This is a genomic window from Catellatospora tritici (genome assembly GCF_019083965.1).
In the GTDB taxonomy this organism is placed as follows: domain Bacteria; phylum Actinomycetota; class Actinomycetes; order Mycobacteriales; family Micromonosporaceae; genus Catellatospora; species Catellatospora tritici.
Map to the genome: position 1 here is coordinate 153974 of NZ_JAHRCY010000020.1, position 11983 is coordinate 165956.

The 11983-nt window shown below is 70.8% G+C and carries 8 protein-coding genes; 5 read left to right on the forward strand and 3 right to left on the reverse strand.

Features of this window, described 5'->3' with window-relative positions:
- Positions 1–90 precede the first annotated feature (90 nt).
- Entirely contained in the window at positions 91–726 is a 636-nt protein-coding gene (locus tag KUA19_RS33355) for a hypothetical protein (protein WP_217402597.1), read from the reverse strand.
- 348 nt (positions 727–1074) lie between these two features.
- Between KUA19_RS33355 and KUA19_RS44770 the strand changes: the two genes are divergently transcribed.
- The 3 genes from KUA19_RS44770 to KUA19_RS33370 all read left to right on the forward strand — a co-directional run bounded on the left by KUA19_RS44770 (position 1075) and on the right by KUA19_RS33370 (position 6002).
- On the forward strand, positions 1075–4116 hold the full coding sequence (locus KUA19_RS44770) for a putative bifunctional diguanylate cyclase/phosphodiesterase (protein ID WP_217402548.1): 3042 nt from the start codon (positions 1075–1077) through the stop codon (positions 4114–4116).
- Positions 4117–4138: 22 nt separating this feature from the next.
- A complete protein-coding gene (locus KUA19_RS33365) occupies positions 4139–5398 on the forward strand; it encodes an aminotransferase class I/II-fold pyridoxal phosphate-dependent enzyme (protein WP_308167797.1) in 1260 nt (419 codons plus the stop codon).
- A gap of 115 nt (positions 5399–5513) precedes the next feature.
- The gene (locus KUA19_RS33370; protein ID WP_217402550.1) at positions 5514–6002 is read left to right on the forward strand and encodes a DUF309 domain-containing protein; all 489 of its coding nucleotides are present in this window, start codon (positions 5514–5516) and stop codon (positions 6000–6002) included.
- A 30-nt stretch (positions 6003–6032) separates the two neighbouring features.
- Here KUA19_RS33370 and KUA19_RS33375 read toward each other — a convergent pair whose 3' ends face one another.
- Positions 6033–6494: a T6SS immunity protein Tdi1 domain-containing protein gene (locus KUA19_RS33375; RefSeq protein ID WP_217402552.1), complete on the reverse strand. Its 462-nt coding sequence runs from the start codon at positions 6492–6494 to the stop codon at positions 6033–6035.
- Between the two features lie 128 nt (positions 6495–6622).
- Positions 6623–8737, reverse strand: a complete 2115-nt coding sequence (locus KUA19_RS33380; RefSeq protein ID WP_217402554.1) for an acyltransferase family protein — start codon at positions 8735–8737, stop codon at positions 6623–6625.
- 438 nt (positions 8738–9175) lie between these two features.
- Here KUA19_RS33380 and KUA19_RS33385 point away from each other — a divergent pair, with 438 nt between their 5' ends.
- Together KUA19_RS33385 and KUA19_RS33390 are read left to right on the forward strand one after the other, a co-directional pair.
- Positions 9176–9418: a hypothetical protein gene (locus KUA19_RS33385; RefSeq protein ID WP_217402556.1), complete on the forward strand. Its 243-nt coding sequence runs from the start codon at positions 9176–9178 to the stop codon at positions 9416–9418.
- A complete protein-coding gene (locus tag KUA19_RS33390) occupies positions 9405–11855 on the forward strand; it encodes an acyltransferase family protein (protein WP_217402562.1) in 2451 nt (816 codons plus the stop codon). The genes KUA19_RS33385 and KUA19_RS33390 overlap by 14 nt, the downstream gene beginning before the upstream one ends.
- Positions 11856–11983 lie beyond the last annotated feature (128 nt).

Sequence of the window (11983 nt, forward strand, 5' to 3'; positions counted from 1 at the left end):
GTCGCGACACGGGGAAGTTTGCGCCAACGCGAGAGCCCCCGGTTTCCCGGGGGCTCTCGCGAGGGGTGTATCAGGGGTGCTGGGATGGGGTCAGCCGGCCAGCGGGCCCTTGCCGTACTTGGCCAGCACCAGGTTGGCGGCCAGCTTCTCCCACTTGGCGTAGTGGTACGGGAACGCCGAGACCTGGACGGCCTGCGCGGCGTCGGTCAGCGCCATGTCCTGCCAACCGGGCACGTTGACCAGGCCCTCGTAGAAGGCGCGGGCGGCGTACTCCGGGTCGGTCAGCTGGTCCGGGCTGCCCCAGCCGGCCGACGGACGCTGCTGGAACAGGCCCAGCGAGTCATGGTCGTTCTGGTCACCCAGGTGACCCAGGTTGTTCAGGGTCGACTCCTGCGCGGCGGTCGCCACGGCGATCACCCACGCGCGGGGCGGGAGCTTCATCTCCTGGCCGACCTTGATGATCGCCTCCGCGTTCGCCTTCTGCTCGGCGGTGGGGACGAACGACGCCTGCTCGGCGTTGACGCCCATCGGCATCAGCTGCGTGGCGGTCGGCGTCTTGACGGACTTGGCCTTCTTGTGCGTCTGGGCCTGCTCGGACTTCACGACGGGCTTTGCGTCGGTGGCCTGCGGCGTCGCGGCAGTCGCCGGGGCGGCGAAGCCGGTCAGCACGGCCATGCCGGTGGCGGCAAGGACGGCGCGGACGCTGGCGCGCTTGACGGCGGGCATGTGCTTGCGGATCAGGTCGACGTTGACCACGGGTGGAGATCCCTTCGTTGGGTTCACGTACGAAGTGCGTTCACGTACGAAGTGCTGCAACCAAGAGTGCAGGTCCGACATGTCGGATGGGTACCCCTTGTGAAGCAGGTCTCAGGCATGATCACTTCGTGCCGAAACCGCGATTACACAGGGTGATTTCGGGGTCGGACGACCGGGCGCAAGCGGACATATCGAGTCGACAAGGCCGCATAACTCCGGCTAGCCCCTCCGTACCGCGATAACGTATATGAAAACGTGTCATACTCGGTTAATTCGGACCAGCGCGCTGCCCGGCCTGGCCGCGCCGGAAGGAGGAGCGTGTCCGCCCGCAAGGTGATGGCCTGGTACGCCGCCTGGATGGCGCTCCTGGCCGCTGCCTTCTACCGCTTCCCCGACCAGCACATCCTCATCTGGAGCCTGATCGGCTTCAGCGGGGTGGGCGCGATCATCTACGGCCTGGTGCACTACCGCCCCCGGCGGTGGCTGCCCTGGATATGGCTGATGCTCGGGATGGCGCTGCTCTGCGTGGGCGACACCCTCTATAACGTGCTGACCGACCTCTACGGCGAGGTCAACCCGTTCCCCTCCCTCTCCGACATGCTCTATCTGGCCATGTACCCGCTGGTCACCCTGGGCATGCTGGGCCTGTCGAAGGCGGGAGCGGCCAGCCGCGACCGGACCGTGCCGCTCGACGCCATGATCGTCACCGCCGGGCTGGGCCTACTCTCCTGGGTCTTCCTGATCAGCCCGCAGATCCTCAACGAGCAGCTGACCATGAGCCAGCGTCTGGTCTCGGTGGCCTACCCGCTGGGCGACATCCTGCTGCTGGCCACGGTGGGCCGCCTCATCGCGGTGGTGCCGTTCAGCCCGACCGTGGCGCTGCTGACCGCGGGCTCCGTCGGGCTGCTGGCCGCCGACGTCCTCTACGGCCTGGTCCAACTGCACGGCTTCTGGCGCGTGGGCGGCCCCGTCGACCTGGGCTGGATCATCTTCTACGCCTGCTGGGGCGCGGCCGGCCTGCACCCGTCGATGGCCGATCTGACCACGCCACGGGTGGTCCGGCCACGCGAGATGACCACCTTCCACCAGGTGCTGCTGACGCTTTTCGTCCTCATCCCGCTGATCGTCCTGATCTATGGGGTGGGCCAGGGGCGGTTGCAGTACCCGATGGTGATCGTGGCGTTCGTGGTGGCCACCTTCCTGCTGGCGCTGATCCGGCTGTTCGGGGTGATCAACAGCTACCGGGGCAACACCATCCGCACCGCGGGCATCCGGTCCAGCAACGCCGCGCTCATGTCGGCGACCACGGTCGACGGGGTGACCTGGGTGCTCAAGCGCACCGCCGAGCGGCTGCTGCCGGCGGGCACGCCGTACCGCGCGGCCATGGTCATGAACGACGGCAGCCAGCCCGACCTCTTCCCCCCGGCCCCGACCACCGGCTCGCGGATGCGCTTCACCCGCTCGCTGCCCCCGGAGATCGCCGGCCAGCTCGGCGACTTCGAGATCACCCTGCTGTGCCCGCTGGCGCTGGACGACCGACCCATCGGCGACCCGAACATCGGCGTTCTGCTGATCTCCGCCGACGAGATGTCGCTGAGCTACCTCCAGCTGCCGATGGAGGTCGTCGCCTCACAGGCCGCGCTGGCCATCGAACGCATCATGCTGAACAACGAGATCACCCGCCACAACAGCGAGCAGTACTTCCGCACCCTGGTCCACAACACCGCGGACGTGATCCTGATCGTGGAACCGGACGGCGGGCGCGTCCGGTACGCCAGCCCCTCGGCGCCGACCGTCTTCGGCACCGCCGACCTCGACGGCAAGAACCTCTCCGACCTGGTCGACAGCCCGCACCACACCCTCGTGGCCGACCTGCTGACGCTCGCGGCCGCCGAGGACGAGGCGGTCGACACCGCCGACTGGACCGTACGCCGCCCCGACGGCAGCTCGGTGCGCACCGAGGTCTCCTGCCGCGACCTGCGCGACGAGCCGACCGTCGGCGCCCTGGTGGTGACCCTGCGCGACGTCACCGACCAGCGCCGGATGGAGGCGGAGTTGACCCACCTCGCCTACCACGACTCGCTCACCGGGCTGGCCAATCGGGTCCGCTTCTCCGAGCGCATCGCCCAGGCCATCACCCGCGCCGAGCACGACGGCACCGTCGTCGGCGTCCTCTTCATCGACCTGGACGACTTCAAGGTGGTCAACGACACCCTCGGCCACGAGCACGGCGACGAGCTGCTGCGCGCGGTCGGTGAGCGGCTGGCCGAAGTGCTGCGCTCCGACGACATCGCCGCCCGGCTGGGCGGCGACGAGTTCGCGGCCCTGATCGAGGGCGCGCACGACGCCGCGACCATCGACGAGGTGGCCGGGCGGATCGTGGCCTCGCTGAGCGAGCCGTTCACCATCGACAACCGGTTGGTCTCCGGCATGGCCAGCATCGGCATCTCCACCAGCGCCGACGCGGGCAACGCGCAGGACCTGCTGCGCCAGGCCGACATGGCGCTCTACGTCGCCAAGGGCGAGGGCAAGGGCCAGTGGCGCCGCTATCTACCGGAGCTGCACACCGCGATCGTGGAGCGGCTGGAGCTGCGTACCGAGCTGGACCAGGCCATCGCCGACCAGTCGTTCACGCTGGAGTTCCAGCCGATCGTCGAGCTGCGCACCGGCATCACCGCCGGGTACGAGGCGCTGGTGCGCTGGCACCACCCGACCCGGGGGCGACTGCTGCCCGGCGAGTTCATCGAGGTCGCCGAGGAGTCGGGGCAGATCGTGTCCATCGGCGACCAGGTGCTGCGCAAGGCGATCCAGGAGGCGGCCCGGTGGCGGCGCGAGGCCGCCGCCGACGCGCCGTACGTCAGCATCAACGTCTCGGCCCGGCAGTTCCGCGCCCCCGGCTTCGTCCGCAGTGTGCACGACGCCCTCACCGACGCCGGGCTGCCGCCGCACCAGCTCATGCTGGAGATCACCGAGAGCCTGCTGCTGCGCGACGACGACCAGATCTGGGAGGACCTGACCGAGCTGCGCGCCACCGGGGTGCGCGTGGCGATCGACGACTTCGGCACCGGCTACTCGTCGCTGAGCTACCTGCGTCACGTACCGCTGGACGTGGTCAAGATCGACCGGCTGTTCACCAGCACCATCGCGTCGTCGGCACAGCAGGCGGCGCTGGTCGACGGCATCGTCCGGCTGGCGCACACGCTCGGGCTGCAGGTCATCGCGGAGGGCATCGAGCGCACCGTCGAGCGCGACCTGCTGTCGCGCATCGGTTGCCGGTACGGCCAGGGCTTCCTCTTCGCCCGACCGCTGACCAGCGAGGACGCCATGAAGTTCATGACCGCCCAGCACGTGCCGGCCTGACGATGAGCAGTAGGGAGACCGCGTGAGCCCCGCCGCATCCGGAGTGCACACCCCCGACGCCCACCGGGTGCCCTCCACCGACCAGCTCGACCGGCTGCGCGCGGGCACCCGCATGTACGACGCCGTCATCGAGGAGATCGACGGTCGCCGCATCCGCATCGGCGACCACTGGCTGGTCGACTACGCCTCCTGCAACTACCTCGGCTTCGACCTCGACGAGCAGATCATCGAGGCGTCGGCCGCCGCCATGCGCCGCTGGGGCACCCACCCGAGCTGGTCCCGGCTGCTGGGCAACCCCCGCCTGTACCCGCTGATCGAGGAACGGCTGACCGAGCTGCTCGGCGCACCCGACACCCTCGTGCTGCCAACGATCACGCACATCCACATGTCGGTGCTGCCCGCGCTGGTCGACGGCGGCACCGTGTTCGTCGAGGCCACCGCGCACAAGACCATCTACGACGGCGGCGCCTACTCCCGTGGCCTGGGCGCCCGGCTCTACCGCTGGCACATGAGCGACCTCGACGAGCTGACGCGGCTGCTGCGCTCGGCCGACCCGGACCGCCCGCGCGTGGTCTGCCTCGACGGGGTCAACAGCATGACCGGCAACGTGCCCGATCTGCCCGCCCTGGCCGCCATCTGCCGCGAACACGACGCCCTGATGTACGTCGACGACGCCCACGGCTTCGGCGTCATCGGCGAACACACCGACGACGAGCGCTGCCCGTACGGCTCGCGCGGCAACGCGGTGGTGCGCCACTGCGGGGAGAGCTACGACAACCTGGTGCTGGTCGGCGGGTTCTCCAAGGCGTACTCGGCGCTGCTGGCGTTCGTGGTGGCGCCGACCAAGGTCAAGGAGCACCTGAAACTGGCCGCGCCGCCGTACCTCTACTCCGGGCCGTCGCCCACCGCGTCGCTGGCGGGCGTGCTGGCCGGGTTCGACGTCAACGCCGACCGCGGCGACGCGCTGCGCGCGCACCTGTACCAGCTCACCAAGCGGGTGCTGGACCACCTGCGCGGGCTCGGCGCGCACACGCCCAACCGGCACGGCACACCCGTGCTGGAACTGCCGCTGGCCGCCGGGCGGGACCTGGCCGAGGTCGCCGACCTGCTCTGGCGGCGTGGCATCTACGTCACGCTCGCCGCGTACCCCCTGGTCCCGCGCGGTCAGGTCGGCTTCCGCCTCCAGTTGACCTCCGCCCACACCCACGAGCAGGTCGACGCCCTCAACGCCGTCCTGACCGAACTCGCCGACCGCGGCGCCCTCCGCCCCGCCACGCCCTGACCCCCACCCAAGATCGACGACCAAGTTGCCGGGCAATCGGGCGAAAGAGCGGTCAAGATACGCACGGTTGCCGGGCAACTCGAGCGATCTTGGGGGCGGGCCCCATGATGGGGGTATGGCCGAACGACGCGACCGGGACCAGGCTGGGCGCCCACGCAACGCCCGACCCCGCGACGAGCTGGGACGACCGCTGCCGCGCGGGGCGCAGGGCATGGCGACCACGCCCGACGACCTGCACCTGTCCCCCACCGAGTCGCTGGCCGAGGCGCAGCGGCTGCTCGCCGCGGGGCACGCGTTCCACGCGCACGAGGTGCTCGAGGCGGCCTGGAAGGACGCGCCCGATGAGCAGCGGGAGCTGTGGCGGGGGCTGGCACAGCTGGCGGTCGGATTGACCCACGCCCGGCGCGGCAACGCCACGGGCGCGGCGCGGCTGCTGGGCCGGGCCGCCGACCGGATCGCCGAGTACGCCGGCGAGCCGCCGTACGGCATCGCGGTCGCGGAGCTGGCCGCCTGGGCCCGCGCGCTGTCGGCCCGGATCACCCCCGCGACGCTGCCCGACCTCGCCGACTCCGACCTCACTCCCCGCCTGCTCCGCGCCGGCTGACCCGTCCCGGGGTGCGGCTGCGGCGGCAGGTCAGGCGATCTTGATGCTGCCGATCGGGGTGCCCGGCGGCAGCGCCCGGATCTGGTCGTGGATCTGGCCCGCGATGTCCACGGCCATGACGAAGTCGTACACCTCGATGCTGTCCAGTCCGACCTTGCCGCCGAGGACCGGCGGGGGCATGAACGTGTAGACCTGGTCCGGGCCGAGCAGCAGGCCCCGGGCCTGGGCGCCGAAGGCGAGGCCGCCGAGCAGGTAGCGGTCCTGGCCCTCCTCGGTGTTCAGCGCGGCCTCCAGGGCGGCGCCGTCCGGCCACAGTCCGGTCGTCAGGCGGCCCTCGATCACGTCGAGGTAGCTGACGCCGTCCGGGCCGACCAGGAAGACGTCGCCGAACAGCGAGGTGAAGACCGGCTTGCGGTCACCCAGGTCGAGCCACGCCCACGACTCCAGAGCCTGGGCGTACTGCGCGTCGGTGAACGTCTTGGTGAGCTGCATCCAGGCATTATGCCCGCGTTCGGCGTACGCCGCCTCCGGCTGACGGTTAAGAAGGGCCCCTTCTTCTACGTAAAGCGATAAAGAAGGGGCCCTTCCTTATCTCAGGGTGTGGGGAGGTGGGGGGCATCTCAGAGTGTGGGGAGGTGGGGGGCGAGGACGGGGGTGAGGAGTTTGGCGTAGGTGGCGGTGAGGTGGCTGTTGTCCTTGTAGACGAGGGTGTTGCCGACGATCACCGGGCAGCGGGCCTGGGTGCACAGCCACGGCAGGGGGTCGATCACGGTCACGCCGTCGAGGACGGCGGCCTCGGCGACCAGGGCGCGGCGGCGCCCGTCGCCGATCGCGGCCTGGGTCGGGCGGTGGCAGGCGTCGACGTTGCTCAGGTGGGCCGAGACGCATTCGGGGGCGTCCCCGGCGGGCCAGGCCGTATCGCTGATCAGCACCTGTCTGGTGCCGGGCTGGGCCAGTCGGGAGAAGGTCTTGCGCCAGGCGTTGGCCCAGCCGACGGCCTGGTCGGCGCCTATGTCGACCGCGTCGCCGTTGCCGTTGGACGACATCACCACCAGCGCCGGACGCAGCGAGCGGATGTACTCCACCGCCGCGTCGCGCCACTGCACGCACTCGGTGTAGTTCCGCTTCATGTTCGGCATGTAGATCAGCGTGGACGCGGCCGAGCAGGCCGACTTGGTGACCACGGCCAGCCGCCAGCCCCGGTCCTTGGCGATCTGCTCCAGCGGCGGGAACCAGTGCCCGGCGTGCGAGTCGCCGAACAGCACCATGGTCACGGCCGCGTCGGTGTCGCCGTACATACAGGGTTTGCGCACGTCGGACTCGGTGAAGGCGGGATCGCAGCCGTCGCGATAGAGCTGCGGCACATCGACCTCGGCCTTGTCCACCGTCGGGGTCAGGTTGGCGGGCACGTTGCGCGAGTCCGCACCCGCCGCGACCGCGTTGATCAGCTGGCGTTCGGCGCCGGTGGCGTCGCGCAGCGCCGCGGACATGTCCAGGCCCTGGCCGACGCCGGTGCTACGCGGTGGGACCAGCACCGGCGCGGCCACGGCGGCCGCCGCCAGCACCGAGGACAGCCCGACGCCCAGGACGATGCCGTGCCAGGGGCGGCGGCGCAGCCGCGGCGCCGAACGCAGCGGATCCTCGATCCGGCGCAGCGTCGCGGCGGCCAGCAGGTACGACAGCCCGGCCAGCACGATCAGCTTCCCGGTGGGCAGGTCGCCGAAGACGTACGGCGCGACGACCAGCACCGGCCAGTGCCACAGGTACCAGCCGTACGACAGCCGCCCGGTGAGCTGCACGGGAGCCAGGCTCAGCACGGTCGACCACGGATGCGCGCACCCCGCGCCGAGCACCAGCACGGTCGCCAGCACCGGCAGCGCCGCCGCGTACCCGGGGAAGGCCGTGGCCTCGGTGAACGTCAGCGCGGCGAACAGGATCCCGGCGATGCCGAGCCAGCGCAGCGCCACGGCCGGCCGCACCGGCAGCCGCTCCCACCGGTGCACCGTCGCCGCGACCAGCCCGCCCGCCGCCAGTTCCCAGGCCCGGGTCTGCATCCCGAAGTAGGCCCACGGCGCCGACACGCTCGTCTGCCACACCGACAGCCCGAACGACACCGCCGCGATCAGCGCGAACACGGCGAGCACGACCCGGGGGCGCAGGTGCGGGCGCCGCCGGGTGAGCAGCACCGCGGCGACCAGCAGCAGCGGCCATACGACGTAGAACTGCTCCTCGACGGCGAGGCTCCAGAAGTGCTGCAACGGCGACGGGGTCTGCGCCGAGCCCAGGTAGTCGGTGCCCTGCACCGCGAGCCGGTAGTTCATGCCGTAGAAGGTGGTGGCCAGCGCGTCGCCCGCGATCTGGGCGAAGCGCACCGGCGGCAGCCACAGCCAGGACACGAGCACCGTGACGGCCGTGACGAAGGTGGCCGCGGGCAGCAGGCGCAACGCCCGGCGGGCGTAGAAGCCGGAGATGGAGATGGTGCCGGTCTGGCGCACCTCCTTGAGCAGGTGGCCGGTGATGAGGAAGCCGGAGATCACGAAGAACACGTCGACGCCGACGTAGCCGCCGGACAGCACGCCCAACCCCGCGTGGAACAGCACCACCACGGTCACGGCCAGCGCGCGCAGCCCCTCGACGTCCGGGCGGAACGCGGGCTGCCGGTCCGGTCGGTGGCGGCGGGTCGGCGCGGGTGCCGGGTCGGCTGCGGGCGGAGCCTCGTACACGGTGGCGGTCATGGTGTTCCTGTCGGTGCGGCGGGGTGGAAGACCTCACGATTGCTATCAGCGGACCGCGCCGACAGGACGCGCGAAAAGCCGCCCGAAATCGCATTCGCGAAAGTTCCGCCCGATGGGATTAGTCCGGTTGGACAACGAATTGCGGCCGCACCGCGACCACCGTCCAAAAGGCACTGCCGACTATCTGACAGTCGACGTCAACCGAGGTCAATGGCCAGTTCACCGCAAGTTTGACACTCCGCCGTTCGGCCAACCCGGCACCGGTACCTCACGTTGTTCACGCAGCTATAGGTGACCTAATCCCGACGCATGGATCGTCGCGCCACCATCTGCCATCGGGCTGTTCGCCTCGTTGCTGTGGATAGATTCCGCGGGTCCACTCCGGACCTACATCGACGCGCCGCTTCCCCCGGCGCGTCCACACAGGGGAGCCTCTCGATGGCGTTCGGCTCGAGCCAACACATCCTGCCGGTGACGGGCGTGAGCATGCTGCTCGCACCCGGTGTCGTACTCAAAGTCATCTCGGCCGCGCTGAGCGCCGTGCTGCTCGCCATAGTGCTGCTGCGGGCGTTCAGCCAGCGCGAACGGGCCGTGATCGCGGCCCGGCCGCGGGCGCGCCACCGGGCCGTCGGCCGCGCGGCGGTCCGACCGGACGGGCGGGGTGCCGGTGCGCGCTGGTAGCCAGTGGGCGCGGTTCGCGGCGGCGGGAGTCTGCGCCGCCGTGACCGTCGCCTACGTGAAACTGGTCGGCGTCGACTCCGCCGAGCGGATCCTGTCCCTGGTCGTGCTGCTGTACTCGTTGGGCATCCTGGTCGCGGGCCTGCTGCGGCGCCACCGCAACCTGCCGCTGCCGCAAGGCCGGATCATCGCGGTGGTGCCCGCGTACAACGAGGACCCGGAGATGCTGCACGACACGGTCCGCAGCCTGCTCAACGGGACCGTGGTGCCCGACGTCATCCACGTCGTCGACGACGGGTCGGCCGCCGAACTGCCGCCGTTCCAGCACGCGCGGGTCATCTGGCACAAGCGCGAGAACGGCGGCAAGCACCACGCCCAGGCCACCGCGCTGGTCGCCGAGCTGGAGAACTTCGACTTCGTCGTCACCGTCGACAGCGACTCCGTGGTGGACCGGCACGCGGTGGAGCGCTGCCTGCGCCGCTTCGCCGACCCGAAGATCCAGGGCGTGACCGGCGTCGTGTACGCCATGAACCGGGCCGAGAACCTGATCACCAAGGTCACCGACCTGCACTACCTGCACAGCTGCCTGGTCATCCGGGACGGCCTGTCGGCCACCGGCGACATCTTCACCGCCTCCGGCGCGCTGGCGGTGTGGCGCGCCGAGGTCGTCATGGACAACCTCACCGAGTACCTGCGCCGCGGCGTCGCCGACGACCGGCACCTGACCCACTTCGCGCAGCGGCGCGGCACCACCGCCGCCGTCGCCGACGCGATCGTGCACACCGCAGTGCCCGACAACGCCCCCGACCTGTTCCGGCAGCGCATCCGCTGGGCCCGCGACTACTACCGGGTCACCGCGCTGGACATCCGCTACCTGAGCGGCTGGTCGTTCTGGCTGCGTACCTTCGACTTCGCGCTGATGTGCCTGGCCCCGATCTTCATCCTCGGCGCGCTGATGGTGTTCCCGTTCGCGCAGTGGCGCGTGCCGTGGGTCGGCGTCGGGCTGTGGGTCGCGTTCCTGTACGCGCAGACCACCATCTACCTGTTCGACCGCAAGGGCGTCCCGCTCGGGGAACGGTTCACCACCTGGCTGTTCCTCACCCCCGCGCTGTACGTGTTCCAGCTGGTCGTGGTCGGTCCGGCGGTGCTGGCCGGGCTGATGAACCTGCGCCACAAGTCGTGGCAGACCCGCAACGAGGCCAAGCAGGCGGCACGGCCCGAAACGCTCGAACCGGTCGTGGTCACCACCGGGCGGCTGTTCTACCTCGACCTGCTGCGGGCACTGGCCATGGTGCGGGTGGTGGCCTTCCACGCCACCGGGTTCGCCTGGCTCGGGTTCGCACTGCCGTCGATGGGCGTGATGTTCGCGCTGGCCGGGTCGCTGATGGCCCGGTCGATGATCAAGGTGAAGGACCGGCCGGAGATCGCCATCTGGAGCCGGTGGCGGCGGGTCATGCCCGCGGTATGGGCGGCCGGGCTGGTGCTCGTACCCCTCATGTGGGTCATGGGCTGGGACGGCCGCGACGCGCGCCCCTTCAACGAGACCGCCGTGCTCGCGTGGATCTTCCCGCTGTCCGACCCGCCCGGCAACGACTGGGCCGTACCCATCACCGGCGTGCTCTGGTACATCCGCACCTACCTGTCGCTCACCCTGCTCGCCCCGCTGCTGTGGTACTGCTACCGCCGCCGCCCCCTGCTCACCACCCTGGCCCCGGCCGCGCTGCTGCTGGTCTCCCCGCACATCGGATTCAGCTCCTGGCTGGCCGACGTCACCCAGACGCTCGGCATCTACGCCCCCTGCTGGGTGCTCGGCTACTGGCACGCCACCGGACGACTGCAACGCGCCCGGCGCGGCCTCGTGCTCGCGTTCGCCGGACTGCTGATCGGTGCCGCCCTGGCCTGGCTGCAGGCGTTCCCGCCCGAACGGGGGCTGCTGCAGGCCAGCCCGGTCGGGCAACTGCTGTGGTGCGCGGCGTTCATCGTGCCGATGCTGCACTGGGACCCGAAGCTGACCTGGCTGTCCGCCCGGACCCGGTTCCGGCGGCTGATCGAGTGGATCAGCGGGCGGTCACTGACCATGTTCCTGTGGCACCAACTCGCGGTCATGACCGCGATCCTGCTGCTGGAGAAGTCCCGGGTGTGGAGCCTCAACAACGAGGCGCTGGCGATCGCGTTGAAGCTGGCCCTGTCGTGCCTGCTCATCGGGGCCGTGTGCTGGCTGGTCGGATGGGTGGAGGACCTGCCCCGGCAGCACCTGAAGTCACGGCCGCGGGTGGGGCGGCACCACCGGGAGGTGGTCGCGGTCATCGCGCCCGCGCCGGAACCGGACCAGACCATGGTCCTGTCCGTGCTCGGTGCCCCGACGGTACGCGGCCGCGCCCCGGTCCCCGGCGCCCTCGACCCCGACCAGTTGGTCACCTCCGCCCCGAACCCAACCTGACCTGGCGGCTGGCGGCTGGCGGCTGGCGGCTGGCGGCTGGCGGCTGGCGGCTGGCGGCTGGCGGCTGGCGGCTGGCGGCTGGCGGCTGGCGGCTGGCGGCTGGCGGCTGGCGGCTGGCGGCTGGCGGC

Bases quoted from the DNA above. Each gene is read 5' to 3' on its own strand.
- KUA19_RS33375 (WP_217402552.1), bottom strand. From the start codon at position 6,494: ATGCAGCTCACCAAGACGTTCACCGACGCGCAGTACGCCCAGGCTCTG.
- KUA19_RS33370 (WP_217402550.1), top strand. From the start codon at position 5,514: ATGGCCGAACGACGCGACCGGGACCAGGCTGGGCGCCCACGCAACGCC.
- KUA19_RS33380 (WP_217402554.1), bottom strand. From the start codon at position 8,737: ATGACCGCCACCGTGTACGAGGCTCCGCCCGCAGCCGACCCGGCACCC.
- KUA19_RS33385 (WP_217402556.1), top strand. From the start codon at position 9,176: ATGGCGTTCGGCTCGAGCCAACACATCCTGCCGGTGACGGGCGTGAGC.
- KUA19_RS33355 (WP_217402597.1), bottom strand. From the start codon at position 726: ATGCCCGCCGTCAAGCGCGCCAGCGTCCGCGCCGTCCTTGCCGCCACC.